At 70.8% G+C, this 23,729-nt stretch carries 25 protein-coding genes; 13 read left to right on the top strand and 12 right to left on the bottom strand.

Annotation, left to right across the window (positions count from 1 at the left end; all coding sequences use genetic code 11):
- The first annotated feature begins 183 nt into the window (after positions 1-183).
- Genes EV279_RS15095 through EV279_RS15085 form a run of 3 tightly spaced genes read left to right on the top strand, consistent with a single transcriptional unit; the run spans position 184 to position 805 of the window.
- Positions 184-366: a DUF5302 domain-containing protein gene (locus EV279_RS15095; protein ID WP_133545433.1), complete on the top strand. Its 183-nt coding sequence runs from the start codon at positions 184-186 to the stop codon at positions 364-366.
- 30 nt (positions 367-396) lie between these two features.
- Positions 397-624 carry a hypothetical protein gene (locus EV279_RS15090; protein WP_133545432.1) on the top strand — a complete coding sequence of 76 codons (228 nt, stop codon included), beginning with the start codon at positions 397-399 and terminating at the stop codon, positions 622-624.
- Position 625: 1 nt separating this feature from the next.
- Positions 626-805, top strand: a complete 180-nt coding sequence (locus tag EV279_RS15085; protein WP_133545430.1) for a hypothetical protein — start codon at positions 626-628, stop codon at positions 803-805.
- 62 nt (positions 806-867) lie between these two features.
- Here EV279_RS15085 and EV279_RS15080 read toward each other — a convergent pair whose 3' ends face one another.
- The gene (locus EV279_RS15080; RefSeq protein WP_133545428.1) at positions 868-2,316 is read right to left on the bottom strand and encodes a cation:dicarboxylase symporter family transporter; all 1,449 of its coding nucleotides are present in this window, start codon (positions 2,314-2,316) and stop codon (positions 868-870) included.
- A 140-nt stretch (positions 2,317-2,456) separates the two neighbouring features.
- Between EV279_RS15080 and EV279_RS15075 the strand changes: the two genes are divergently transcribed.
- Positions 2,457-3,746: an ATP-binding protein gene (locus EV279_RS15075; RefSeq protein ID WP_243728640.1), complete on the top strand. Its 1,290-nt coding sequence runs from the start codon at positions 2,457-2,459 to the stop codon at positions 3,744-3,746.
- A complete protein-coding gene (locus EV279_RS15070; protein WP_133545426.1) occupies positions 3,743-4,426 on the top strand; it encodes a response regulator in 684 nt (227 codons plus the stop codon). The genes EV279_RS15075 and EV279_RS15070 overlap by 4 nt, the downstream gene beginning before the upstream one ends.
- Before the next feature lie 89 nt (positions 4,427-4,515).
- On the opposite strand, the gene EV279_RS15065 is transcribed toward EV279_RS15070, so the two are convergent.
- Positions 4,516-6,444, bottom strand: coding sequence for a GDSL-type esterase/lipase family protein (locus tag EV279_RS15065; RefSeq protein ID WP_243728639.1), 1,929 nt, complete (start codon positions 6,442-6,444; stop codon positions 4,516-4,518).
- A gap of 178 nt (positions 6,445-6,622) precedes the next feature.
- On the opposite strand from EV279_RS15065, the gene EV279_RS15060 reads away from it, so the two are divergent.
- Positions 6,623-7,222 carry a VTT domain-containing protein gene (locus EV279_RS15060; protein WP_243728638.1) on the top strand — a complete coding sequence of 200 codons (600 nt, stop codon included), beginning with the start codon at positions 6,623-6,625 and terminating at the stop codon, positions 7,220-7,222.
- Here the strand turns inward: EV279_RS15060 and EV279_RS15055 are convergent, their stop codons facing one another.
- Positions 7,223-7,996: a fructosamine kinase family protein gene (locus EV279_RS15055; protein ID WP_243728637.1), complete on the bottom strand. Its 774-nt coding sequence runs from the start codon at positions 7,994-7,996 to the stop codon at positions 7,223-7,225. It lies immediately after the preceding gene.
- 49 nt (positions 7,997-8,045) lie between these two features.
- On the opposite strand from EV279_RS15055, the gene EV279_RS15050 reads away from it, so the two are divergent.
- On the top strand, positions 8,046-8,873 hold the full coding sequence (locus tag EV279_RS15050; RefSeq protein ID WP_133545420.1) for a DNA/RNA non-specific endonuclease: 828 nt from the start codon (positions 8,046-8,048) through the stop codon (positions 8,871-8,873).
- A gap of 3 nt (positions 8,874-8,876) precedes the next feature.
- On the opposite strand, the gene EV279_RS15045 is transcribed toward EV279_RS15050, so the two are convergent.
- Both EV279_RS15045 and EV279_RS15040 read right to left on the bottom strand, forming a co-directional pair.
- Positions 8,877-9,530 (bottom strand): FMN reductase, encoded by a 654-nt coding sequence (locus tag EV279_RS15045; protein WP_133545418.1) that lies wholly within the window; start codon positions 9,528-9,530, stop codon positions 8,877-8,879.
- A gap of 1 nt (position 9,531) precedes the next feature.
- The gene (locus EV279_RS15040; protein WP_133545599.1) at positions 9,532-10,731 is read right to left on the bottom strand and encodes an LLM class flavin-dependent oxidoreductase; all 1,200 of its coding nucleotides are present in this window, start codon (positions 10,729-10,731) and stop codon (positions 9,532-9,534) included.
- A 189-nt stretch (positions 10,732-10,920) separates the two neighbouring features.
- Between EV279_RS15040 and EV279_RS15035 the strand changes: the two genes are divergently transcribed.
- The gene (locus EV279_RS15035; protein ID WP_133545416.1) at positions 10,921-12,132 is read left to right on the top strand and encodes an acyltransferase family protein; all 1,212 of its coding nucleotides are present in this window, start codon (positions 10,921-10,923) and stop codon (positions 12,130-12,132) included.
- A gap of 56 nt (positions 12,133-12,188) precedes the next feature.
- Here EV279_RS15035 and EV279_RS15030 read toward each other — a convergent pair whose 3' ends face one another.
- Positions 12,189-13,076 carry an SDR family NAD(P)-dependent oxidoreductase gene (locus EV279_RS15030; RefSeq protein WP_133545414.1) on the bottom strand — a complete coding sequence of 296 codons (888 nt, stop codon included), beginning with the start codon at positions 13,074-13,076 and terminating at the stop codon, positions 12,189-12,191.
- Positions 13,077-13,191: 115 nt separating this feature from the next.
- Here EV279_RS15030 and EV279_RS15025 point away from each other — a divergent pair, with 115 nt between their 5' ends.
- Both EV279_RS15025 and EV279_RS15020 read left to right on the top strand, forming a co-directional pair.
- Entirely contained in the window at positions 13,192-13,995 is an 804-nt protein-coding gene (locus tag EV279_RS15025) for a DUF2510 domain-containing protein (protein ID WP_166644543.1), read from the top strand.
- Positions 13,996-14,046: 51 nt separating this feature from the next.
- A complete protein-coding gene (locus EV279_RS15020) occupies positions 14,047-15,069 on the top strand; it encodes a 2-oxoglutarate and iron-dependent oxygenase domain-containing protein (protein WP_133545410.1) in 1,023 nt (340 codons plus the stop codon).
- A 109-nt stretch (positions 15,070-15,178) separates the two neighbouring features.
- Here EV279_RS15020 and rpsO read toward each other — a convergent pair whose 3' ends face one another.
- Positions 15,179-15,448 (bottom strand): 30S ribosomal protein S15, encoded by a 270-nt coding sequence (rpsO, locus tag EV279_RS15015; RefSeq protein ID WP_133545408.1) that lies wholly within the window; start codon positions 15,446-15,448, stop codon positions 15,179-15,181.
- A gap of 190 nt (positions 15,449-15,638) precedes the next feature.
- On the opposite strand from rpsO, the gene EV279_RS15010 reads away from it, so the two are divergent.
- Entirely contained in the window at positions 15,639-16,970 is a 1,332-nt protein-coding gene (locus EV279_RS15010; RefSeq protein WP_133545406.1) for an MFS transporter, read from the top strand.
- Positions 16,971-17,028: 58 nt separating this feature from the next.
- Here EV279_RS15010 and EV279_RS15005 read toward each other — a convergent pair whose 3' ends face one another.
- A complete protein-coding gene (locus EV279_RS15005) occupies positions 17,029-17,595 on the bottom strand; it encodes a YceI family protein (protein WP_133545404.1) in 567 nt (188 codons plus the stop codon).
- A gap of 198 nt (positions 17,596-17,793) precedes the next feature.
- Here EV279_RS15005 and EV279_RS15000 point away from each other — a divergent pair, with 198 nt between their 5' ends.
- Positions 17,794-18,783 carry a DMT family transporter gene (locus tag EV279_RS15000; RefSeq protein WP_133545402.1) on the top strand — a complete coding sequence of 330 codons (990 nt, stop codon included), beginning with the start codon at positions 17,794-17,796 and terminating at the stop codon, positions 18,781-18,783.
- A 2-nt stretch (positions 18,784-18,785) separates the two neighbouring features.
- On the opposite strand, the gene EV279_RS14995 is transcribed toward EV279_RS15000, so the two are convergent.
- Together EV279_RS14995 and EV279_RS14990 are read right to left on the bottom strand one after the other, a co-directional pair.
- Positions 18,786-19,154 (bottom strand): FKBP-type peptidyl-prolyl cis-trans isomerase, encoded by a 369-nt coding sequence (locus EV279_RS14995; protein WP_133545400.1) that lies wholly within the window; start codon positions 19,152-19,154, stop codon positions 18,786-18,788.
- A 237-nt stretch (positions 19,155-19,391) separates the two neighbouring features.
- The gene (locus tag EV279_RS14990) at positions 19,392-20,612 is read right to left on the bottom strand and encodes a PrsW family intramembrane metalloprotease (protein WP_133545398.1); all 1,221 of its coding nucleotides are present in this window, start codon (positions 20,610-20,612) and stop codon (positions 19,392-19,394) included.
- 41 nt (positions 20,613-20,653) lie between these two features.
- Between EV279_RS14990 and EV279_RS14985 the strand changes: the two genes are divergently transcribed.
- Entirely contained in the window at positions 20,654-21,520 is an 867-nt protein-coding gene (locus tag EV279_RS14985; protein ID WP_133545396.1) for a fumarylacetoacetate hydrolase family protein, read from the top strand.
- A 58-nt stretch (positions 21,521-21,578) separates the two neighbouring features.
- On the opposite strand, the gene EV279_RS14980 is transcribed toward EV279_RS14985, so the two are convergent.
- Both EV279_RS14980 and EV279_RS14975 read right to left on the bottom strand, forming a co-directional pair.
- Positions 21,579-22,022 carry a DUF4190 domain-containing protein gene (locus tag EV279_RS14980; RefSeq protein ID WP_133545394.1) on the bottom strand — a complete coding sequence of 148 codons (444 nt, stop codon included), beginning with the start codon at positions 22,020-22,022 and terminating at the stop codon, positions 21,579-21,581.
- 97 nt (positions 22,023-22,119) lie between these two features.
- Positions 22,120-23,661, bottom strand: a complete 1,542-nt coding sequence (locus EV279_RS14975) for an aspartate ammonia-lyase (protein WP_133545392.1) — start codon at positions 23,659-23,661, stop codon at positions 22,120-22,122.
- Positions 23,662-23,729 lie beyond the last annotated feature (68 nt).

Below are 23,729 nucleotides of genomic sequence, written 5' to 3'. Positions count from 1 at the left end.
AAGATCACCCGGCGCGACGCGCGACGGGGAATCCACCACAGGGGACCAGCTTCCTGCCGGGCCTGCTCCATGAGCTCAGGTGTTCAATTGAGCGGATGCCACAGGGCAACCTTGTCGATCCTAGCAGTCGGGCCCTTCCCGCCCCATCTGGCGGCCCGGAAACCCGCCGCCTAGGGTGGGGGCATGAGCACCGACGACAAGCCGGCGACCGCGGCATCCGACGAGATGAAGCGCAAATTCAAAGAGGCTCTCGACAAGAAGAACGCCCAGCACCGCGAAGGAGAAGCGCACCTGGACGGCGACTCGGCCGTCCACGGGACGCATGGCGCGGTGACCAAGCGGGAGTTCCGTCGCAAGAGCGGCTGAGCCTCAAGGGCGCTTGAGAGGAGAGAGATCATGGTCTTCGACCCCACCTTTCACAGCATCGACGAAGAAGCGGAGAAGCTCCCCGACCTCGCCGGGGGGCCGGGCGGCACGGACGTCTCCGATCCCGACGGGGGGATCGCCGAGGCATCCGTCGACCGCACCGACGAGCGGCAGGACGACGTCATCGAGGGTGAGGCGGAGGCCGCGCTCCTGACGGACGTCGTCGCCGACGACCTCCCGCCCTACGGCGAGGAGTGAGATGAGCGACTTCCGCGAGCGCATCCCCGACGACGAGCGCGAGGTGCCGCTCGACGACGACGAGGAGCTGGAGACGGCACCGCCGACCCTGGATCCGCTCGAGACCGTAGAGGACGAGGTCGACGAACGCGTGGACGAGGAGCGGGAGGCCGCGATCGAGTCGGGCGAGATCGAGCCCTGACCGGCCCACGACACCGGGGCCGTCGCACAGGCGACGGCCCCGGTGTGCGGGCGGCGTGATGATCAGCGGGTGACGGATGCCTCGCGCGCTCGCTCGCGCTCCTCCTTCGCCGCGGCCTCGGCGACCGCCGCCTCCTCGAGCCCCTGGGTGCCCACCGCGTCGGGCGAAGGCGACATCCCGTCGTGGTCGCCCACCATCGTCGTCTCGTCGAACGGCAGCTCGCCGGAGAGGACCTTCCGGGCACGCGAGGCGTCGAACTCCTTCGTCCACGTCCCGATGAGGACGGTCGCCACGGCGTTGCCGGTGAAGTTCGTGACGGCGCGGCCCTCCGACATGAAGCGGTCGATCCCGACGATGACGCCGACGCCGTTGACGAGGTCGGGACGGTAGGCCTGCAGTCCGCCCGCCAGCGTCGCGAGACCGGCTCCCGTGACGCCCGCGGCGCCCTTGGACGCGATGATCATGAAGACGAGCAGGCCGATCTGCTCGGGGATCGACATCGGCGCCCCCATCCCGGACGCGATGAACAGCGAGGCCATCGTGAGGTAGATGGCCGTGCCGTCCAGGTTGAACGAGTATCCCGTCGGGACGGTGATGCCCACGACCGGCTTCGAGACGCCGAGGTGCTCCATCTTGGCGATGAGGCGCGGCAGTGCGGACTCCGACGAGGACGTGCCGACGATCAGCAGGTACTCGCGCGCCAGGTACTTGATGAGCGAGAAGATGTTGATCCTCGTCACCGCGAACAGGAGCGTGCCCAGGATGCCGACGATGAAGACGAAGCACGTGACGTAGAACGCGAACATCAGCAGGCCCAGGCTCCAGATCGCTGCGACCCCGGTCGCGCCGACGACCGCCGCGATGGCCCCGAACGCGCCGACGGGTGCGAGCCAGAGGATCATGCCGAGGATGCGGAAGACGAGCGCCTGCAGGTGCTTGACCGCGTTCATGATGGGCCGGCCCTTCTCCCCCATGCTCTGCAGGGCGAATCCCACGAGCAGAGCGATGAAGAGCACCTGCAGCACGTTCTCGCCCGTGAATGCGGAGAAGAAGGTGAGCGGGATGATGCCGAGGAGGAACTCCTCGGTCGTCTTGGCCTCCGCGGTCGCCTCGTAGGTCGAGCTCGCCATGTTGAGACCCTCGCCCGGGTGGATCACGTTCCCGACGACGAGGCCGATCGCGAGCGCGAAGGTCGACATGACCATGAAGTAGAGCAGGGCGAGTCCGCCGATCTTGCCCACGGTCGCGGCCTTCGCGATCGAGCCGACGCCCACCACGATCGTGCAGAAGATGATCGGCGCGATCATCATCTTGATGAGCGAGACGAAGGCCGTCCCGAGCGGCTTGAGCGCGACGCCGGCCTCCGGCCAGATCAAGCCGACCGCGGCGCCCAGCACGACGGCGGCGATGACAGCGATATAGAGCCAGGTGTGCTTGTCCCACGCCTGCTTGCCGCGGCGCCAGTTGTAGCCCGGCAGTGTGAAGGATGTCGTGCGAGTCGAAAGAGCCATCGTCGCCTCCGTGAAGATCTCCGTCGTCGGATGCCGCCACCGTGGCGGTGAACCCAGGGTGCGCGCACGCGGAGCCGGCACGGACTTGTGGTCGTATTGGTCGCGGCGAGCCGGCACTCGGGGGCCTATCGTGTGGTCCCATGGAGCGACGGCAGGTCGGAGGGAGCGACGCGATGGCGGGTCGGCAGGCGGCGGCGAGCGCGGCCTCGCGCGTCTTCGCCGTGCTGCTCGCCGCGGTCGTCGTCGTCGGCGCGGTCGTGGCGCTCCTTCTCGTCTTCGAGGCGCAGCGGGCGGTGCGCGCCGAGGCCGAGCGCGTGACGAAGGCCCTCGCCGAGACCATCGCCGCAACGGACTCGGTGGGCGCGGCTCTCCCCGAAGACGGTGCCTCCGCGCGCCTGCAGCCCTACGCCGAGCGGCTCATGTCGGAGACGGGCGTGGACTTCATCACGATCATGACACCCGACGGGATCCGCGTGACGCACCGCGACCCGGCGGAGATCGGCCGTCATTACCTGGGCACGATCCCCGCCTCGCCCGAAACGCTCACCGAGGAGTTCAGCGGCACGCTCGGGCCCTCGGTCCGCACGATCGCGCCCGTCGAGGTCGGCGGACGCGTCGTCGGGTGGGCATCGGTCGGCGTGACGGTCCAGTCCCTCTCGTCGGCGTTCTTCCCGCGGCTGCCCTTCGCGATCGTCATCGCCCTCGCGGTCGTGGCGGCCGGGTTCCTCGGCGCCCTGGCGGCGGGGCGGATCACCAAGCGCGTCACGGGCGACCTGCCGGCGGGAAGCGTCCGGGACGCGGTGTCGTCGTACGAGTCCGTCCGGACGCTCGGCGAGGCCCTGCGCGCGCAGACGCACGAGCACGGCAACCGCATGCACACGGCGGTGGCCCTGTTGGAGCTCGGCCGCACCGAGGAGGCGATCGAGATCCTCACCGAGACCTCCCGGCAGTCCCAGACTCTCGTCGACCAGGTGACGGCACGTCGGGACGGCGACCCGACCGTCGGTGCGCTGCTGCTCGGCAAGGCCTCGCAGGCCCGCGAGCGAGGGGTCGACTGGATCGTCGACATCGATCCCGCCGCGCCGCGCAGCACGCTGGCACCCGTCGATGCGGTGTCCGTGGTGGGGAACCTCCTCGACAACGCGCTGGATGCCGCCGCCTCCGGCGATGAGCCGCGGTGGGTGCGCGTGGAGCTGGCGCCTGCCGACGGCGGACTCCGCATCTCGGTCGCCGACAGCGGGCGGGGCATCCCGGCCGATCTCGCCGACCGGATCTGGCGGCACGGCTTCTCGACGAAGCCCGCCGGCGCCGACGGGCGCGGAGTCGGCCTCGCCCTGGTGAAGTCGATCGTCGAGGGAGCCGGCGGGAGCATCGAGGTCGAGGCATCCCCCACCGTCTTCCGGGTCGTGCTGCCCGCGAGGCGACCGTGATCGACGTCCTCCTCGTCGACGACGACCCGCTGACGCTCGAGCTGCACCGCTCGTACCTGGCGCGGCTGGAGGGGTTCCGCGTCGTGGCGGAGTGCACCGGCGCGCGAGCGGCGGTGTCGGCGATCCTCGACGCGCCGCCGGGCGGCGGGATCGACCTCGTGCTGCTGGACATGACGATGCCCGACGGGACGGGTCTGGATGTCCTGCGCCACGTGCGGGCGCGCGCCGCCGACGTCGACGTCATCGCGGTGACGGGCGTCCGGGATGCCGACGTCGTGCGCCAGACCGCGTCGCTCGGCGTCGCGCAGTATCTCGTGAAGCCGTTCACGTTCGCGGTGTTCCGCGACCGGCTGGAGCAGTACCGCGAATTCCGCCGGCGGGCTCAGGATGCCTCGGGGCCGGCGACGCAGACCGAGATCGACGCGATGCTCGGCGCCATGCGCCCCGCCGTCCCCGCGCCGCTGCCGAAGGGACTCGCGCTCGAGAGCCTCGAGCGGGTCAGCGCGGCCGTCCGCGACAGCGGCCCGCTCTCGGCCAGCGAGACCGCCGAACGGCTCGGCATGTCGCGGGTCGCGGCGCGGCGCTACCTCGAGCACCTCGTCGAGTCGGGGCGCGTCGATCGGTCGCCTCGCTACGGCACGCAGGGGCGGCCGCAGACGGAGTACCGCTGGCGCAGCTGAGCGTGCCGTCCGCACGATCTGCGAAGGACACGCCGCGGCACCCTCTCCTCGGACCTGCGTGTCGCACGGGCGCTCGTGCGGACCGCGTGTCAGCGGGCGGGCGCGGGCCGGGGCGTTCCCCGGCCGGGGAGCTCCACGTACCCGTCGTGCTTGGCACGCCGCCCGTCGCCGGCGGTGCGGCCTCGCATGCGGCGCCAGACCCAGGGCAGCGCGTCGCGGGTGAGCCACGCGGAGGGCGTGCGCGGGTCGTCGTCGTGCAGCGCCGCGTCGAGGTCGCCGAGCGCCTCCGCGTCCGGAACGCCGAGCGCCTCGGCGGCGCGGTAGGCGAGGAAGCGGTGGCCACGGGAGCGCAGGTGCACCTTGTCGTGCGCCCACATCGACAGGTCGCCGATCTCGGGCTGGGCCTCCAGATCGAGCAGGATCGAGCCGGTCTCGCGCGCGATCCGGCGGAGCTCTGAGTTGTAGGCGGCGAAGCGCCGCGCGAAGAGGCGCGCGGCGCGCCGGCGCGGCAGGAACGGCGTCACGAGCAGGACGTCGGCGCCCGTCTCGCGCAGCGCGCGGACACCCTCCTCGAGCTCGGCCGCGAGCAGCCGCGGCGCGGCGCGCCTGCTGACGAGGTCGTTGGACCCCAGGAGGATCGAGACGAGGTCGGGGCGAAGCGCGAGCGCGCGAGGCAGCTGCCCGAGGGTCAGATCGCGGACCCTCCGGCTGCGCACCGCGAGGTTCGCGTAGCGCAGCGGCGCCAGCCCGTCGCCGTGGGAGGCGAGCAGCTGGGCGAGGCGGTCGGCCCACCCCCGGAACTCGCCCGCCGGCATGCGGGACGTGTCGCACAGCCCCTCCGTGAGCGAATCGCCGAGAGACACGTAGCGCGTGTACCGCGCGGCGCGGTCCGCGGGGGCGGCCGGAGCCGACGGGCGGGTCGCGCCTCGGAAGAGGAGGGCGTCGTCGATCCGGCGCAGGCGCTGCGCCTCGGCGTAGTGATCCAGCAGCTGCTCCGACAGCGCGGCCCACGTGCGATGGCGCACCGACTCGCGCGCGGCGCGCGCGAAGGCGAGTCGCTTGGCGTCGTCGCCGAGGAGGTCTGCGACCCGTCCTCGCAGGTCGGTGAGGTCGCCCGGCCGGTAGAGCCATCCGTCGATGCTGCTGCGCACGAGATCCACCGGCCCGCCGGCGCCCGTCGCAACGACCGGCACCCCGCTGGCCAGCGCCTCCTGGATCGTCTGACCGAACGTCTCGCTCTCGCCGGGATGCACGAAGACGTCGAAGCCTGCGACGGCTTCGGCCAGCGCGTCGCCCGAGAGGTGCCCGAGGAATCGGGCTCCGGGGAGGATCCTCTCCAGATGCGCCCGGGAAGGACCCTCGCCGACGATCACGAGCCGAACGCCGGGGAGACCTGCGAGGACCCGGAGGTCCTCCACCTGCTTCTCGGGCGCGAGCCTGCCGACGTAGCCCACGATGAGGTCGTCGCCGGCGATGTCGCTGCGCCACTCGGCGCTGCGCCGCTCGGGCGCGAAGCGCTCGGCATCCACTCCCCTCCCCCATCGCCGCAGCCGATCGACGCCGAGCAGCTCGAGCTGGCGCGACGAGGCCGACGAGGGTACGAGGTTCACGGTCGCGCGACGGTGCAGCCGCGTCACGTGCGACGCGACGAAGGCCGTGGCCCGCGGCATCCCGTACTTCTCGGCGTATGCGATGACATCGGTCTGGTACACCGCGACGGCGGGGATGCGCAGCGCGTCGGCGGCGGCGACCCCCTGCCAGCCCAGCACGAAGGGAGAGGCGAGGTGCACGACGTCCGGCCGGAAGCGCCGCAGGATGGCCGTCAGCCGGGCGGCCCGCGCGAAGACCACCCGCACCTCGGGGTAGGAGGGCAGCGGCACGGAGCGCAGGAGCTCGGCGCGGGCTCCGATCAGATCCGGAGCGACCTCACCGGCCCTCGGCGCGATCAGGAGGGTCTCGTGACCCTCCCGGGCGAAGTGCCTCAGGATCTGGAGGACCGATCCGGTGACACCGTTCATGTGCGGGAGGAAGGATTCTGCGAGCACCGCGACTCTCACGCCTCCAGCGTGACCGCCGGAAGGGCGACGGATGCCGCGGAACGGCGCCGATCGCCGAGTGTTCACCCGATGCACGGCGACGCGTCACCGGTGGTCCGCCGTTCGGTGGCCGTTCACCGGCGGCTGGTACCCAGGTGCCGTGACGGATGCCTGGCTCACCGCGATCGCGTCGTCGCCGTTCGCCCTTCCGCTCCTGTTCGCCCTCGTGCTCGGGGACGCCTTCCTCGTCGTCGTTCCCGGCGAGGCCGCGGTGACGGCGTTCGGCGCGCTCGCGGTCTCGACCGGTGCCCCGCCGCTTGCCGCCGTCGTCGTCGTGGCCGCCGCGGCGGCCGCCTGCGGCGACGTGTGCTGTTACCTGGTCGGGCGGGTCGTGGGACTCGAGCGATGGCGCTGGATGCGGGCACCGAACACGCAGGCCGCGTTCGCGTGGGCTCGGAGGCGGCTGGACGAGCGGACCGCCCTCGTGCTCTTCACCGCGCGTTTCATCCCGTTCGCCCGGCTCGCCGTGAACCTCGTCGCCGGCGCCTCGCGCCTGCCCGCGCCCCGCTACCTCGCCGTGGCGACCCTCGCCGCGACGGCCTGGGCGCTCTACCAGGCGCTGCTGGGAGCCGCTGTCGCCGCCATCATCCCCGGTGGGTCGGCCGCGGCCGTCGTGGTGTCCGTCGTCGTCGCCGTGGGTTCGGGTCTCGCCCTGGACGCCGCGCTGGCGCGGCGGAGGAGGCCCGACCGGCGCGGGTGATCACGCCAGCGCGAGCACGCGGCGCGCGGCGTCGATCAGGGCGCGACCGTAGGACGGGCCGTGCCCGGCCGCGTGCACGGCGAGGGGGTGGAGCTGGTGCACCGGCACGCGCTCGCGCCACCCCGGCCTCAGCGGGTGAGCGTCCACGTACGCACCGAGGACGGCGTCCAGCAGCGGGCAGCCGAAGAGCTGGAGCATCGCCAGGTCGGTCTCGCGGTGCCCGCCGTGAGCGGCCGGATCGATCAGCACGACGCCGTCCGGCCCCCACAGCACATTGCCGTTCCAGAGGTCGCCGTGCAATCGGGCGGGCGGATCGGCGTCGTCGAACGCCCCGTCCGCGATGGTGGCGCAGGCCCGTTCGACGAGGGCCGCGCCCCACGTCGTGAGATGCCCCGCATCGACGGCCGGGCCGACGAAGGGGAGCACGCGGTCTCGGGCGTAGAAGGCGCCCCAGGCCTCCTCGTGCGCGGCGGGCTGCGGACGCCGCCCGATGAACAGCGGACCGTCCCACCCGTCGGGCGGCGCTCCGAACGCCGCGGCGCCGGCGCCGTGCGGGGCGGCGAGTGCTCGTCCGAACGCCGCGGCGGACGCGGCATCCGGCCTCCCGGCGGCGATGCGCTCGAGCGTCAGCCGTCCGGGGGCGACGTCGAGCACCCGGACGATGTGGACGCCTCCGGATGCCTCGGGCTCGGCGAGCCACGCGAGTCCCGCCGCCTCCGCCTCGAAGAAGCGGGGTGGAGCGTCCGCGCGGGTCTTGACGACGGGTTCGGCCACGTGGTCCATCCTCCCCCGCGGTGTCAGCGCCGCGCGCCAGGATGGAGGCATGGCTGAGCCGAGCGGGAACTGGACGGGATACGACGCGGGCTTCCTCGGCATCCCGGTGCCCCTGCCGATGACGCTCGGCGACCGAGAGGTCCGGGAGCTGGCCTATCCGCGGTTCACCGTGCTGCTGGAGCCCGCGCGCCGGCTGGCGATCGCGACCGGCGTGAATGTCGACGGAGGAACGCTCCACGACCTCGAGAGGCGCGGGAACTGGGATCTCGACGACCGCGTCCCGGCGACCGAGCAGGCGGGACCGGCCGTCTATGCCGACAACGACCTCGACCGCGGCCACCTCGTCCGCCGCCGCGACCCGGGGTGGGGCACCGTCGCCGAGGCGCGGGAGGCGACGGCGGCGACGTTCTTCTACCCGAACGCCGCTCCTCAGGCCGCCGGCTTCAACCAGTCGAAGGAGCTGTGGCTCGGCCTCGAGGATCATGTGCTCGCGTACGCCGACGCGACCGACCAGCGTGTGTCGGTCTTCACCGCGCCGGTTCTCGCACCCGACGATCCCCCGTATCGCGGCATCCGGATCCCCCGCCGCTTCTGGAAGGTCGCGGCCTGGTCGACGGCGCGACCGTCCGATGTCCCCGAGCTCGCCGCGGCCGGGTTCGTCCTCGACCAGTCCGAGCTCGTCGACGCCGCGCGCGGGCGTGCCGTCGCGCCCCTCGGTGCCTTCCGCACCTTTCAGGTGCCGATCGGCGACATCGAGCAGCTCGCCGGGATCGACCTCGGACCCCTCGTGGAGGCCGACGTGCTGACCGCGAGAGAGACGGCGCGCCCCGCGGCGTGGGTGCCGCTGGACACGCCGTCCGAGATCGTGCTGGTCTGACCCCTACTCTCCCGCAAGGCCTCCCAGGAGGTGGCCGAACGACCGGCCCTCGCCGAGGTAGTTCGACGGATCGAACGGGTCGGCGTCGGTCACCGGCTCCTTCCGTGCGACCGCGTCCGCGAGCTCGCGCGCGCCGCGCTCGATCCGCTCGCCGAGGGGTGCCACGTTGTCAGCGGAGGCGCCCCAGTCGCTCGAGGCCGCGAAGACCCCGGTCGACACCGGTTCGGCGTGCAGGTAGGTGAAGAGCGGACGGATGGCGTAGTCGATCGCGAGCGAGTGACGCGCGGTGCCCGCGTTCGCCCCGATCAGCACCGGCTTGCCGGTGAGGGCGTCGGGGTCGAGCACGTCGATGAACGACTTGAACAGCCCCGAGTAGCTGGTCGAGAAGATCGGGGTGACGGCGATGACGGCGTCGGCCGAGACCACCGCGTTGATGACCGACTCGAGAGCAGGCGGCGCGAACCCCGTCAGCAGGTTGTTCGTGATGTCGTGCGCGTGATCGCGCAGCTCGAACACGTCGATCTCGACCTCGATGCCGCGCGCCGCGAGCTGCTGCGCGGTGGCGGCGCTCAGCCGGTCCGCGAGCATGCGCGTCGAGGACGGGTTGGACAGTCCGGCCGAGATGACCGCGATACGGCGAGCGGATGCCGCGGCCATCTCAGGCTCCCTTCCGTCCGAGACCGAACGCCGCGCCGGCAGGAGCCGGCGTGTCCTGATACGGGCTCGCGCCGACGAGGTTGTCGCCCCGGTTCGCGCCGGGGACGGCCTGGCGCGGCGCCTCGTCGCCGTACTTCGCCTTCACGAGGGCGGCGTGGGTCGGGGCGTCCGGAACCTCCGCCGGGCGGTCCTTCTGCAGCTCCCTCCGCAGGACCGGAACCACCTCGCCGCCGAGGATGTCGAGCTGCTCGAGCACCGTCTTCAGCGGGAGCCCGGCGTGGTCGATCAGGAACAGCTGACGCTGGTAGTCGCCGAACGTCTCGCGCATCGCCGCGTAGCGGTCGATGACCTGCTGCGGCGAGCCCACCGTCAGCGGGGTCATCTCGCTGAAGTCCTCGAGCGAGGGGCCGTGGCCGTACACCGGGGCGTTGTCGAAGTACGGGCGGAAGTCGTTCACCGCGTCCTGCGAGTTCTTCGCCATGAACACCTGGCCGCCCAGGCCCACGATCGCCTGCTCGGGCGTTCCGTGGCCGTAGTGGGCGAAGCGCTGGCGGTACAGCGTGATGAGGCGCTGATAGTGCTCCTTGGGCCAGAAGATGTTGTTGGCGAAGAAGCCGTCGCCGTAGTACGCGGCCTGCTCGGCGATCTCAGGCGTGCGGATCGAGCCGTGCCAGACGAACGGGGGGACGCCGTCCAGCGGTCGCGGCGTCGAGGTGAACCCCTGCAGGGGAGTGCGGAAGGACCCCTCCCAGTCCACGACGTCCTCGCGCCACAGGCGGTGCAGGAGGTTGTAGTTCTCGATCGCGAGCGGAAGGCCCTGCCGGATGTCCTTGCCGAACCACGGATAGACCGGGCCGGTGTTGCCGCGACCGATCATGAGGTCGGCACGGCCGCGCGAGACGTGCTGCAGCATCGCGTAGTCCTCGGCGATCTTCACCGGGTCGTTGGTCGTGATGAGCGTCGTCGCGGTGGAGAGCACGAGGCGCTCGGTCTGGGCCGCGATGTAGGCGAGGGTGGTGGTCGGCGACGACGACCAGAACGGCGGGTTGTGGTGCTCGCCGAGCGCGAAGACGTCGAGGCCCACCTCCTCGGCGTGCTTGGCGATCGTCAGGGTCGCCTGGATCCGGTCGGCCTCACTGGGCGTGGTTCCGTCGGTCGGGTCCTCGGTGATGTCGCTCACCGTGAAGATGCCGAACTGCATTCCTGGCCACGTTGTGGTCTCGCTCACGATCTCTTCCCGCTTTCCGGATGCTCGTGGCATCCGTTTCTATGCAAGTGAATGTATCTCGTGCAACGCGCGCGCCGCCGGATTATTCCCGAGGTCGGCGCGGCGCCCGACGCGCCGCGGGCGGCGGCCGCGCTCCCCAGGATAGGGTGGCGTTCTCCCGACATGACCGAACCGAGCGCTCCGGCCGCCGCCGCGGCATCCTCCCCCGCTCCTCCCGCGACGGGGACGATCGGAGCGCCCCGCGCCAAACGGCGCGTGCCCTTCTGGGACAACGCCCGCTTCGCGTGCATCGTGCTGGTCGTGCTGGGGCACGCGACGCAGCGGCTCACCTACGACTCCGACATCGCACTCAGCCTGTACCTGCTGATCTATGCGTTCCACATGCCGGCGTTCGCGATCATCTCGGGCTACTTCTCGAAGTCGGGCGCCCCGACGCGCCGGCAGATGGCTCGGGTCATCACCGACATCCTGCTGCCCTACGTCATCTTCGAGGCGCTGTGGACCCTCACCAAGTGGATCGTCGAGGGCAGCGCGTCGCCGAACCTCACGAAGCCGTCGTGGACGCTGTGGTTCCTGCTCGCGCTCGGCATCTTCCGCCTCGTCCTGCCCTACCTGGCGCTCCTGCGGTGGCCGCTTCTGTGGACGGTCGCGATCTCGATCGGCGCGGGGTACTTCTCGAACATCGACTCGACGCTGTCGCTGTCGCGCACGCTGGGACTGCTGCCGTTCTTCACGCTCGGCTGGTGGCTCTCCGAGCACCGCGTGATCGATCGGTTCGGGCTCCTCGGGCGGCGGCAGTGGTGGGTCTTCCCGGTTTCGATCGGTCTCTTCGCGGTCGCGGGGTTCGCCGCCTGGTTCTTCGTGGACGACTGGCGCGCGATGAACCTCAACCAGTGGCTCTTCTACGACGACAGCTACTCCGCCCTCGGCGGCACGCAGTGGTGGGCGGGCGGTGTGCGGCTCGCGCTCATGATGGTCGCCGTCATCCTGTCGGCCGCCTTCTTCGCCCTCGTGCCCCGCGGCTCGCACTGGTGGACGCACTTCGGCCAGTACACGATGTACGTCTATCTCCTGCACTCGTTCGTGCTGTACCCGTTCCGCGAATCCGGGATCCTCCGGGGCCTCGACCCGACGTGGATCTGGCTGCCGATCGTGGTCGTCGCATCCGTGCTGATCGCCCTCGCCCTGGCCACCAAGCCCGTGCGGACGGTCTTCCGCCCGCTCGTCGAGCCGCGCCCGGCCTGGCTGTTCGCCGATCCGAGCCTCGCCGGTCGCGAAGGCCGTCGATCCGATCCGACGGGCTCCCGCCGGCCGCGAGAGAGTCCGAGGCCGGCCGCGCCCCAGCACGCCGATCCGCGGCAGAACGGCGTGTGACGCGCGGCATCCCCGGTCCGTCGCCGGAACGGCCGGTCATCCGGCCCGACTCGTGATCAGCGGCCGGACGGCGCCTCGGGCACCGGCCGGCTGGACGGCGCCTCGGGCACCGGCACGAAGCGGCGCAGGAGCGCGTCGAACGCGCGATCGGGCAGCAGCGCGCGCGCGGTGAGCAGCAGGTGGGCCGACGGTGCGACGCGATACCGCGTGCGCGGCCGGCGCGGATCGGCGGCGGCCTTGAGGATGACGCGGGCGACGTCCTGCGGTGTGCACGCGAAGCGGGCGAAAGGACCCTGGCCGACCGAGAGGGCCGACTCCGCGACGGCCGCGTTGTACGCGCCGTAGACACCGCCCGCCGACGTGTCGCGGCGGGACGCCGCCCCCTGCGCGAGCGGCGTCGTCACCATCCCCGGCTCGATGATCGAGACGTCGACGCCGAACGGCCCGATCTCGTAGCGCAGGGCGTCGCTCAGTGCCTCGATGCCGTGCTTCGTCGCGCCGTACGCGCTCATGCCGGGGAACGGGAACTTGCCGTTCATCGAGCCGACGTTGATGATGCGGCCCCACCGCTGCTCGCGCATCCCGGGCAGCACGAGCTGCGTCAGACGGATGAGACCGAAGACGTTCGTCTCGAACATCGCCCGGACCCGCTCGATCGAGACCGTCTCGAAGGCGTCGAGCTCCATGATCCCGGCGTTGTTGACCAGCACGCCGACGGCGCGCTCCTCGGCGACGACGGCATCCACCGCGGCGGCGCAGGAGGCGGCATCCGTCACGTCGAGCGCCAGGAGGCGGCATCCCTCGTTCTCGAGATCCGCGATCGACTCGAGCCGGCGGGCGGACGCGTACACCGTCCAGCCCTGCCGGGCGAAGAGCGTCGCCGTCTCACGGCCGATCCCGGTCGAGCAGCCGGTCACGAGCACGGCGCGCGAGAGCGTGGTCATGAGTCCATGCGTACCGCTCGGGCACCCGCCGGCGCAACGCCGCGCCTCTCGACAGGCTCCCGCGGCCGGTGCACACTGACGGAACGACCCTCCCACACCGATGAAGCGGCGAGCGATGACCGACGATGCCCACGGCGGCCCGGACGGGCCGGGGCCCCGCCGCGCGGCCGCCCCGAGGGGCTGGTACCCCGATCCCGGCGACCCCGACGCCCAGGTGCGCTACTGGAACGGCGAGGCGTGGACGGGCCTGCAGCAGCCGATCGCTCCGCCCGGCGGGGCCGCGGTCCCGGGGCCGGCGCAGGGCGGGGGGCGGTCGATGCCGATGACGCTCGCCGGTCTCCTGCTCGTGCTCGGCGGGATCGCGGCATCCATCGGCGAATGGGTCGCGCCCCTGTCCTCGGAGCTGGCCCTCACGACGCTCCTCGCCTTCGTCGTCTACTACGCCTGCCTCGCAGGGACGTTCTTCGTCTTCGCGTACGCGGGCTTCCCGTATTCCGGCCCGGGCATGGCTGCGGTCCTGTACGGCCTGTCGATCACATTCCTCGTGATGCTCGCCCTCATCGTGATGCTGGGGCTCACCGGAGAGAACCTCTGGCAGGCGATCCTCCTGCTGACGGGTTTCGTCGGCAGCGCGCTCACGATCGCCTTCGTCATCGCGACGTGGCGGAACCTGCTGCTGCCGCGCGGCTTCCGCATCGCCGTGCTGGCGTTCGCCGTGCTCACCGTCGTCGCCAATCTCCTCTCCGGGACGCTCGGCATCGGCATCTCGGGGCTCGTCGCCATCGTCGTGGGAGCCGGTCTGGTCGTGCTCGCCGGGGACTCCCGCGCGGCGCTGGAGGCCGCGGCGGAGGGCACGGAGGAAGACCGCCGACGCCTCCGAGCGGCGCGGCGCGCGCGGCGCGGATCGGCGGGCCGGTAACGGTCGGCAACAAAGAATGACGGATGCTGCGCCTCCGCCTAGCCTCGGGGCATGAGCGAGCCGAACCTGCCCATCCTCGACCTCTCCCTCCTCGATCAGGGGCCTGAAGCGGCCGCGCGATTCCGCGACGAGCTGCGCGCCGCCACCCACGACGTCGGCTTCTTCTACCTGACCGGAACGGGCGTCACCCCGGAGCTCGAGAGCCGTCTGCACGCCGCGGCGCGGACCTTCTTCGCCCTGCCGGAGGCCGACAAGCTCGCGATCGAGAACATCCGGAGCCCGCATTTCCGCGGCTACACCCGCATCGGCGGCGAGCGCACGCAGGGCGAGGTCGACTGGCGGGAGCAGATCGACATCGGGCCCGAGCGCGAGGCGGTCACCGACCCCGATGCGCCCGACTTCGCACGCCTCATCGGACCGAATCTGTGGCCGGACGCCCAGCCCGAGCTGCGGGAGGTGATCGCCGAATGGCACGATCGGCTCTCGATCGTCGCGCGCAAGCTCCTGCGCGCGTGGGCGCTCTCGCTGGGAGCCGAGGAGTCGTACTTCGACGACCACTTCGGCGAGCCCTCCACCCTCATCAAGATCGTGCGCTACCCCGGCAAAGACGACCCGACGCCGCAGCAGGGCGTCGGCGCGCACAAGGACTCGGGCGTCCTCACGCTGCTGTGGATCGAGCCCGGGAAGGGCGGCCTGCAGGTTCAGCGGGACGGCGAGTGGGTCGACGCGCCGCCGATCCCCGGCGCCTTCGTCGTCAACATCGGCGAGCTGCTCGAGTACGCGACGCAGGGCTACCTTCTCGCGACGAACCACCGGGTGATCTCGCCCCGGTATCCCGACGACCGCATCTCGGTGCCGTTCTTCTTCAATCCCGCACTCGACACTCAGCTGCCGATCATCGAGCTTCCCCCGGAGCTCGCCGCTCACGCGCGGGGAGTCACGCAGGACCCGGCGAACCCGATCCATTCGCTCTACGGCCAGAACGCCCTGAAGTCGCGCCTGCGCGCGCACCCCGACGTCGCCGAGATCCACCACGCCGACCTGCTCGCGGCGCGGGCCGCGGCCGGCGTCTGATCCCCCGCCTCCCCTGCGCGGGTGCAGGACGGCGGGAAGAACGAAGGCCTCCCCACACCGTGGGGAGGCCTTCTCAAGAATGTTCTGCGCGATTGAACGCTGGTCGCGATTAGCGGCGCAGTCCGAGACGCTCGATCAGCGACCGGTAGCGGTTGATGTCGATGTCCTGGAGGTAGCCGAGCAGACGGCGGCGCTGACCGACGAGCAGGAACAGCCCACGACGCGAGTGGTGGTCGTGCTTGTGCTCCTTGAGGTGCTCCGTGAGGTCCTTGATGCGCTGCGTCAGCATCGCGACCTGCACCTCGGGGGATCCGGTGTCACCGGGGTGCGTCGCGTACTCTTCGATGATCGCCTTCTTGACGTCTGAATCCAGTGCCATAGGTGATCCCCTCTCTCCTTGTTGCGCGGTGCCCGTCACCCGATGTGCGAGCTCTCTTTCTCCGCGGCCGATCCAACGGCAACCTCAAGAGTCTACCAGCCCCCAGGCGCACTCAGGGACCCCGAGCCCCGCCGGCGACCGGACGCAGCAGCGGCGGTAGCCTCGACAGAGTGCGCCGCCAGGATCCGTCATGACGAGTCAGAGGCAGCGCAGACTCCCCCGGCTCCGTCGCGAGCATTTCATCGACCTGAGCCCGTTCAGGGTCAGCTCCGCCTTCACCCGCATGTGGATCGGCTCGACCCTCGCGGGCCTCGGCGGCCAGCTCACGATCGTCGCCGTCATGCTGCAGATGTACGACCTCACCCAGTCGACCTTCGCGGTCGCGATGATCGCGGTGGCGGGGCTCGTGCCCATGATCCTGGCCGGGCTCTACGGCGGCATGCTCGCCGACGCCTTCGACCGGCGCACCGTCGCGCTCATCGCCGCCCTCGTGACCTTCGCCTCGACTCTCCTGCTGGCCCTCCTCGCCTGGGGCGGGCTCGAGAGCGTGTGGTCGCTCTACGTGCTGAGCGTCGTCAACTCGGCGGCCAACTCGATCGTCATGGCGACGAAATCGGCCATCGTCCCGCGCCTGATCCCCCGTGAGCTCCTTCCGGCAGCCTCGGCGCTCAACGGCATCACGGTCGGGATCATGGTGATGGCCGGCCCTGCGCTCGCGGGGGTTCTCGTCGCCCTCACCGGCTACGCGTGGACCTACACCCTCGACGTGGTCCTCATGACGTCTCTCTTCCTCGGCCTGTGGACCCTGCCGTCGATCCGGCCCGAGGGCGCCGTCGTGCGACCCGGGCTGGACTCGCTCCGCGACGGCGCACGCTTCCTGCGGCGGGCTCCGAACATCCGGCTGCAGTACATCCTCGACATCATCGCGATGACGTTCGGGCAGCCGCTGGCCCTCTTCCCCGCGATCGGCGCCGTGCTGCTCGGGGGCGGCGCGATCACCACGGGGCTGCTCACGGCATCCATCGCGGCGGGCGCGTTCCTGTCGAGCCTCTTCTCGGGTCCGATCGGCCGCGTCCGACGGCAGGGCTTGGGCATCGAGCGCGCCATCCAGGTCTACGGCGTGTCGATCGCGGCGTTCGGCGGCGTGCTCGTCCTCGCCGCCCTCGGCGTGCTCGGGCCGGCGACCGTGTCGGCGGATGCCGCGAACATCGCGCTGCTCGTGGCGGCGGCGCTGTGCCTGGCCGTATCCGGGGCGTCGGACAACGTGAGCGCAATCTACCGCAGCACCATGATGCAGGCAGCCGTGCCGGACGCGATCCGCGGACGGCTGCAGGGAATCTTCATCGTCGTCGTGGCGGGCGGGCCGCGCCTGGGCGCCCTCTACGCCGGCACACTCGCGACGATCACGACGCTGTGGTTCCCGCCGCTCATCGGCGGCTTCGTCATCGTCGGCCTCGTGTCGCTCCTGGTGCGTCTCAGCCCGCGTTTCAGGGCCTACGACGCCGAGCACCCCGTGCCCTGAGACGACAGGAGCGGATGCCTCGGCGTCCGGCCGCGGCATCCGCTCCTCGTCGGCGGGATCAGTCCTGCTGCAGCGCGCCCTGCAGGTCGAGGGTGATCGTGACGTCCTTGCCGACGAGCACGCCGCCGGTCTCGAGCGCGGCGTTCCACGTCAGGCCGAAGTCCTCGCGGTTGATGACCGTCTTGGCCGTCGCGCCGGCCTTGTAGTTGCCCCACGGGTCGGCGCCGAAGCCGCCGAAGTCGAACTCGAACGTGACGGGCTTGGTCACGCCGCGGATCGAGAGGTCGCCGTCGACCAGGAAGTCGCCGTCCTCGACGCGCACGCCCGTCGAGCGGAACTCGATGGTGGGGTGGTTCTCGACGTCGAAGAAGTCCGCCGAGCGGAGGTGCTGGTCGCGCCCCTCGTCCTTCGTGTCGAGCGACGTCGCGTCGACGCTGGCCTCCACCTTCGCCTCCAGCGGGTTCTCCGGCGCGATGAGCGTGGCGTTCTTGATGCCGAAGGCGCCCCGCACCTTCGAGATCATCATGTGGCGCACGCTGAAGCCGACCTCGCTGTGCGAGGGGTCGAGCACCCAGGTGCCCGCTCGGTAGCCGGGGACGTCGATGGCGGTGGTGGTGTCGGTCATGGCGGGTGATCTCCTTCGTCTGGGGCCGGCTCCGAACACCGGCGGCTCGAGGGGCATAACGACGAGGACGACGCGATCTATTCCCATGAATACAAATGCGGGCGCCCTGCCGCGCGCGAACCGCCAGGGACCGGCGGATTTCGGACGTCGCATCCTCGGCAACGCGACGCCGGAGAGCACCGGGGCTAGAGTCGCGGCGTGACCTCGACCGACTCCGTCCCGGGCCTGGCAGCCTCGAAGAAGGCTCAGCTCGCCGTCGCCGTCGGGTTCGTCCTGACGGGGATCATCTGGGGCGCGAGCTTCCTCTTCATGAAAGTCGCACTCGGCGGCCTGTCGCCCGCACAGGTGGCGTGGTCCAGGCTCGTCCTGGGCGCGCTAGCGCTCGGGCTCTTCGTCCTCGTCCGGCGTGAGACCCTCCCCCGGCAGCTGTCGGTGTGGGGCCACATGACCGTGCTGGCCGTGTCGTTCTGCGTCGTGCCGTTCCTGCTCTTCTCGTGGGCGCAGCAGCACGTGACGTCGGGGCTCGCGAGCATCTACAACGCCACGACGCCGATCATGACGGCGATCATGGCGGGGCTCCTCTTTCGCGTCGAGAGGCTCAAGCCCGTCCAGCTGGCCGGCATCCTCCTCGGCATCCTGGGAGTCGTCGTCATCATCGGCCCGTGGCAGGGTCTCGACTTCTCGCAGGGGCTCGTCGCCCAGTTCGCGATCCTCGGCGCGACCGCCTGCTACGGCTTCAGTCTCGCCTACATGCGCAGGTTCGTCTCGGCCACGGGGATGAGCGCCCTCATGTTCTCGTTCCTCAACATCGGCATCGCCGCGGCCATCATGGTGGCCCTGACGCCGGTCCTCGTGCTGACACCCGTCGCACTCGACCCGTGGATCGTCGGAAGCATCGTGCTGCTCGGATGCCTCGGCACCGGAGTCGCCTACATCTGGAACCAGAACACGGTCCGCGCCTGGGGCCCGACGCGCGCCTCGACGGTGACCTACATCACGCCCCTCGTCGGCGTGTTCCTGGGGGTCCTGGTGCTGGGCGAGCACGTGACCTGGAACGAGCCCGTGGGCGCGCTCGTGGTGTTCCTCGGCATCCTGCTCGCGCAGGACCGCCTGCGCGGGCGTGCTCGGCCCAAGACGGACGAAGGGGCGGATGCCTCGGCATCCACCCCTCCCGTCGTCACGCGGTAGCGTCAGCCGACCGAGATGAGGTCGATGACGAAGATGAGCGTCTTGCCGCCCAGGAAGTGCCCGCCCGCAGGGCCGTAGGCGAGGTCCGGCGGGATGACGAGCTCGCGACGGCCGCCGACCTTCATGCCGGGGATGCCGTCCTGCCACCCCTGGATGAGGCCGCGGAGGGGGAACTGGATGCTCTCGCCGCGGTTCCACGACGAGTCGAACTCCTCACCGGACTCGTACTCCACGCCGACGTAGTGGACGGTGACGGTGTCGCCGGGTTTCGCCTCGGCGCCTTCGCCGACGATCACGTCGCGGATGACGAGCTCGTCGGGGGCCGGCCCCACGGGCGCGTCGATGTCGGGCTTGGTGCGGTCATCAGTCATGAGCCCATCAAACCCGACGACGCGGGGGCGGTCAAAGAGGGCCGTCTCCACGAGGCGACTCGCCGAGGGGGGTTGACGCCCCATCGCGGGGTTTGGCACGCTGGTTGTCACGACCAGCTCAGCGCTCGGTAGACACGCAGGCATCGCCGCGGCACCGAGCGCTGAGTTCTGTTCCGGGCGCTTCGTTCCGGGTGCTTCGTTCCGGCTGCTTCGACCGGTGCGGCCGGTACGCGCCGCTCACAGGGACAGCAGCGCCTGCCGCGCCGCGGCCGTCTTCGCCAGCAGAGCCTGCTCGTCGGACGCCGCGTGCGGATCACGCCCCGAGATCGCCCGCTGCCGCGCCATGGCGAGCGCCGTGGCATCGGCGATGAACGTCTTCATGATCGGCGTCCGATCCCCCCGCAGCGTGCGAGCCCACTCCAGACCCGCCTTGCGTCCAGCCGGCGTGGCGAGCATGTCCACCTCCTGCGGCGTGAACCAGCCGGCCGCCGCGTACTCCCCGAGCCGATTGCGCGTGAGCCGCGACTCCTCCCGTCGCAGCGCGATGATGCCGATCACGAACACGAGGAACAGCGGCACCTGCAGCATGAGGTACACCGAGAAGAAGTCGGTGAAGACCGCTGAGCCGTTCCAGAAGGCGTGCAGCAGGATCGCACCGGCCAGGCCCAGCAGCCACGGACCGATCGCCTGCCCGGTCGTCGCGCCGCGGCGCGCCGCGAGGCCGAGGGCGAATCCGGTGACGCTCGTGAACATGACGTGGGCGAACGGCGACATGATCCCGCGCACGAAGAACGTGGCGGATGCTTCGCCGACGCCGCCCTCGAGATAGCTGATGGCGAAGTACTGGATGTTCTCGGTGAAGGCGAAGCCTGCTCCGACGAGCGCGCCGTACACGATGCCGTCAACCGGGCCGTCGAAGGCGCGGCGCCCGATCGCATAGAGGATGAGGACGCCCAGGCCCTTCGCGAACTCCTCGACGACCGGGGCCTGGACGACGGTCTGGAACACCTCCGCGGCGTAGGAGTCCCGTGGCCCGAACAGCAGCGAGAGGAAGAGGTCCACGCCGAGCGAGATCGCGACCGCGGCGATGGCCCCCCACGCGAGCGCGAAGACGATCAGGCTCCGGGGCTCGGGCTCCCACCGATCGACGAGGCGGATGGCCAGGAGCACGCCGGCGAGAGGGATGAGGGCGAGGATGGCGCCGAGGAGCGAGGCGCCGGTCCCGAGAAACGTGAGGAAGTAGCCCACGAGCCCGATGAGGAGGATCACGAGGACCGCGCCGATCAGGATCGGCGCGCTGCGGCCGGAACGCCTCGGCGCGGGAGCCCGCAGCGGCGTCGGGGAGACGTGCGAGGGGGTGATGGGTGCCGGCGGCGTCAGGCTCGGCTGAGCCAGCGGCGAAGGGAAGCTGCCAGGCGAGCCGTCTCGATCGGAAGAGCCGAACCCGGGTTGCGTCATGCCGACAGCCTACGGATCTGCGGCCCATGTAGCGTTGAAGGATGCGCTTCGCCCACGTGACCCCGCCCGGGGCCGCCGAGCCGAGACTCGCGGTCATCCGCGGCGAGGAGGCTCTGCTGGTCGAGGGGCTCTTCCCCGGTGCTCCCCGGTTCCTCGAAGACCTGATCGCGGGGGGCGACGAACTGCTCGAGCGGGTCGGGGATGCCTCGACCCGCGGCGGGACGTGGCATCCGCTCCCCGGCATGTCGTTCGCGTCGGCGCTGCTCGCCCCGCCCGTCATCCTCGCCATCGGGCTGAACTACGCGGCCCATTCGAGCGAACTGGGGCTCAAGACCGACTCGACGCCCACCGTCTTCGTCCTCTGGCCGAACTCTCTGTCGGGGCACGGTGCGACGACGACGTGGCCGCGTTCTCTCAGCGAGTCCGTCGACTACGAGGCGGAGCTCGGCGTCATCATCGGCCGGCCCGCGAAAGACGTCGAGCCCGAGACGGCCCTCGATCACGTGTGGGGCTACACCGTCGTCAACGACATCACGGCGCGCGACATCCAGTACTCCGAGGCCCAGTGGTCGCGCTGCAAGTCCTTCGACGGCTTCACCCCGACGGGGCCGTTCGTCGTGACCGCCGACGAGGTCCCCGATCCGCAGGATCTGCACATCTGGACCGTGCTCGACGGGCGGACCCTGCAGGACGCCTCGACGGGCCAGATGGTCCGGCCGGTGGCGACGCTCATCTCGCATCTGTCCAAGTCGGCCACGCTGCTGCCCGGCACGCTCATCTCGACGGGCAGCCCGGGCGGCGCCGGCTACTCGCGCGACCCGCAGGTGTTCCTGCGCGACCGGTCGACCGTGACCGTCGGGATCGACGGCATCGGCGAGCTCACGACCCACTGCCGCATCGTCGGCTGAAGCGGCCCGGGCGCGGCGACGGCGGGCGCTCCGCAGAGCAGCCCGCCGCCGTGATGCGTCAGCGCGAGACCGTCGAGCAGTCGACGGGGAGACCGCGCACCTCGACGGTGCCGGAGAAGTCGACCGCCTGGCAGGCCTGCAGCACTTCCCCCGAGAAGGTGAGGAGCGGGATGACGACGGCGAAGAACAGGATGATCCCGAGCACCATCAGCACGGCGCTGATGATGATGGCGGCGAGGGCCCAGCCGTTCTTCTGGCCCGCCCTGCGACTCTGGACGAGGGCGACGATGCCCAGGATGAGCGCGATGAGCTGGACGAAGAACGAGAGGATGAACGCCACGATGCCGAGCGTGCGACCCGGCTGCGCGGGCGGCGCCGAGCCGTACTGGGGAGCCGGAGGAGGCGCTGCGGAGTACGGCGCCGGGCCCGACGGGCCCTGGTTGTACGTCGGAGGCGGGTTGTATGCCGGCGGCTGGGAGCCGTCGGGAGGCGGTGTGGACATGCTGCGAACCTCCTGGTCGGAAGGACTGTGTCTTCGACCGTAGCGGCTCATCCCGCCATCGTGTGGGCTCTCCTGCGTGTGTGTCGGCGGGCGCGACTCAGCCGCGATCGGCGGAGTGGGGCTGGAGTGCGACCGCCGGCGGCGCCTCCGCAGCGCCGAGCGCCTGCTCGAGCGCATCGGCGTCGGCGTCGCCGGCATCCGGATCGATGATGGGGATCGCGGCGGTGACCGTCTCCAGCCCCGAGAGGCGGGCGGGCGACAGCTGCTTCGTCACCTCGTCGCGCGACATGAGTCCGGCCTCGACGACGAGGTCGGCGACGTTGCGGCCGGTGAGAAGAGCCGTCTTCGCCAGCGCCGCGGCCGCGGCGTACCCGATGAAGGGCGTCAGGGCGGTGATGACGCCGACGCTCGATCCGACCATGGCCCCGAGCCGCTCGCGGTTCGCGGTGATGCCGTCGATGCAGTTGATGCGGAGGGTGCGCATGGCACGACGCATCCACGTGATCGACTGGAAGAGCGAGTGCGCGATGACCGGCTCGAAAGCGTTGAGCTGGAGCTGGCCGCCTTCGACGGCCATCGTGACGGTGAGATCCGCGCCGGCCACCGCGAAGGCGACCTGGTTGACGACCTCGGGGATGACCGGATTGACCTTGCCGGGCATGATGCTCGAGCCCGCCTGGCGTGCCGGCAGATTGATCTCGCCGAAGCCGGCCTGCGGACCGGAGGAGAGCAGCCGCAGGTCGTTGCAGATCTTGGAGAGCTTGATCGCGTTGCGCTTGAGCGACGCCGAGAACGACATGAACGACCCCGTGTCGCTTGTCGATTCGACGAGGTCGTCGGCCGTGACGAGATCGAGCTCGGTGATCTCGCGCAGGTGCTGCACGACCGCCGACGCATAGTCGTGATGCGTCGTGATGCCGGTGCCGATGGCCGTCGCGCCCATGTTCACCTCGTAGAGCAGGTACGCGTTCTCGGTGAGCCGCTGCAGGTCGTAGCCGAGGGTCGTGGCGAAGCCGTGGAACTCCTGCCCGAGGGTCATCGGCACGGCGTCCTGCAGCTGGGTGCGTCCGATCTTGAGGACGTCGTGGAACTCGACCGCCTTGGCGAGGAACGACTTGCGGAGGAGATCGAGCTCCTCGAGGAGCGACTTCAGGTCGAGGCTCAGGCCGATCTTGATGGCCGTCGGGTACACGTCGTTCGTCGACTGGCTGCGGTTGGTGTGGTCGATCGGCGAGAGGTACGCGTAGTCGCCCTTGGGCCTGCCTGCGAGCTCGAGCGCGACGTTCGTGATGACCTCGTTCGCGTTCATGTTGGTCGAGGTGCCCGCACCCCCCTGGACCACGCCGACGACGAACTGGTCGTGGAACCGGCCGTCGATGATCAACTGCGACGCCCGGTCGATGAGCTCGGCGCGCTCGTCATCGAGCACCCCGATCTCCCGGTTCGCGCGCGCCGAGGCCTGCTTGACCATGGCGAGGGCGACCACGAGGTCGCGGTAGACCGAGATCGGCCGGTTCGAGATGGGGAAGTTCTCCAGCGCGCGGGCGGTGTGGATGCCCCAGTACGCGTCGGCGGGGATCTCGAGGGATCCCAGCGAATCGGTCTCTGTGCGGGTGCGCGTCTTCGCGTCCTGAGCCATTGGAGTGCAGTCCTCGTGGGTCGATCACGTCGGTGTGGGGATGCTTCGACCCTACTCGCGCGGTCCCG

The sequence above is a fragment of the Microbacterium sp. BK668 genome (assembly GCF_004362195.1).
Taxonomy (GTDB): Bacteria; Actinomycetota; Actinomycetes; order Actinomycetales; family Microbacteriaceae; genus Microbacterium.
The sequence above is the reverse complement of the archived record's forward strand: the minus strand, read 5'-3'. Positions and strand labels throughout refer to the sequence as shown.

Bases quoted from the DNA above. Each gene is read 5' to 3' on its own strand.
- EV279_RS15045 (WP_133545418.1), bottom strand. From the start codon at position 9,530: ATGGCCGCGGCATCCGCTCGCCGTATCGCGGTCATCTCGGCCGGACTG.
- EV279_RS15090 (WP_133545432.1), top strand. From the start codon at position 397: ATGGTCTTCGACCCCACCTTTCACAGCATCGACGAAGAAGCGGAGAAG.
- EV279_RS15010 (WP_133545406.1), top strand. From the start codon at position 15,639: ATGACGAGTCAGAGGCAGCGCAGACTCCCCCGGCTCCGTCGCGAGCAT.
- EV279_RS15085 (WP_133545430.1), top strand. From the start codon at position 626: ATGAGCGACTTCCGCGAGCGCATCCCCGACGACGAGCGCGAGGTGCCG.
- EV279_RS14990 (WP_133545398.1), bottom strand. From the start codon at position 20,612: ATGACGCAACCCGGGTTCGGCTCTTCCGATCGAGACGGCTCGCCTGGC.
- EV279_RS14975 (WP_133545392.1), bottom strand. From the start codon at position 23,661: ATGGCTCAGGACGCGAAGACGCGCACCCGCACAGAGACCGATTCGCTG.
- EV279_RS15025 (WP_166644543.1), top strand. From the start codon at position 13,192: ATGACCGACGATGCCCACGGCGGCCCGGACGGGCCGGGGCCCCGCCGC.
- EV279_RS15005 (WP_133545404.1), bottom strand. From the start codon at position 17,595: ATGACCGACACCACCACCGCCATCGACGTCCCCGGCTACCGAGCGGGC.
- EV279_RS15030 (WP_133545414.1), bottom strand. From the start codon at position 13,076: ATGACCACGCTCTCGCGCGCCGTGCTCGTGACCGGCTGCTCGACCGGG.
- EV279_RS15095 (WP_133545433.1), top strand. From the start codon at position 184: ATGAGCACCGACGACAAGCCGGCGACCGCGGCATCCGACGAGATGAAG.
- EV279_RS15020 (WP_133545410.1), top strand. From the start codon at position 14,047: ATGAGCGAGCCGAACCTGCCCATCCTCGACCTCTCCCTCCTCGATCAG.
- EV279_RS14980 (WP_133545394.1), bottom strand. From the start codon at position 22,022: ATGTCCACACCGCCTCCCGACGGCTCCCAGCCGCCGGCATACAACCCG.
- EV279_RS14985 (WP_133545396.1), top strand. From the start codon at position 20,654: ATGCGCTTCGCCCACGTGACCCCGCCCGGGGCCGCCGAGCCGAGACTC.
- rpsO (WP_133545408.1), bottom strand. From the start codon at position 15,448: ATGGCACTGGATTCAGACGTCAAGAAGGCGATCATCGAAGAGTACGCG.
- EV279_RS15075 (WP_243728640.1), top strand. From the start codon at position 2,457: ATGGAGCGACGGCAGGTCGGAGGGAGCGACGCGATGGCGGGTCGGCAG.
- EV279_RS15040 (WP_133545599.1), bottom strand. From the start codon at position 10,731: ATGCAGTTCGGCATCTTCACGGTGAGCGACATCACCGAGGACCCGACC.
- EV279_RS15080 (WP_133545428.1), bottom strand. From the start codon at position 2,316: ATGGCTCTTTCGACTCGCACGACATCCTTCACACTGCCGGGCTACAAC.
- EV279_RS15065 (WP_243728639.1), bottom strand. From the start codon at position 6,444: ATGAACGGTGTCACCGGATCGGTCCTCCAGATCCTGAGGCACTTCGCC.
- EV279_RS14995 (WP_133545400.1), bottom strand. From the start codon at position 19,154: ATGACTGATGACCGCACCAAGCCCGACATCGACGCGCCCGTGGGGCCG.
- EV279_RS15050 (WP_133545420.1), top strand. From the start codon at position 8,046: ATGGCTGAGCCGAGCGGGAACTGGACGGGATACGACGCGGGCTTCCTC.
- EV279_RS15035 (WP_133545416.1), top strand. From the start codon at position 10,921: ATGACCGAACCGAGCGCTCCGGCCGCCGCCGCGGCATCCTCCCCCGCT.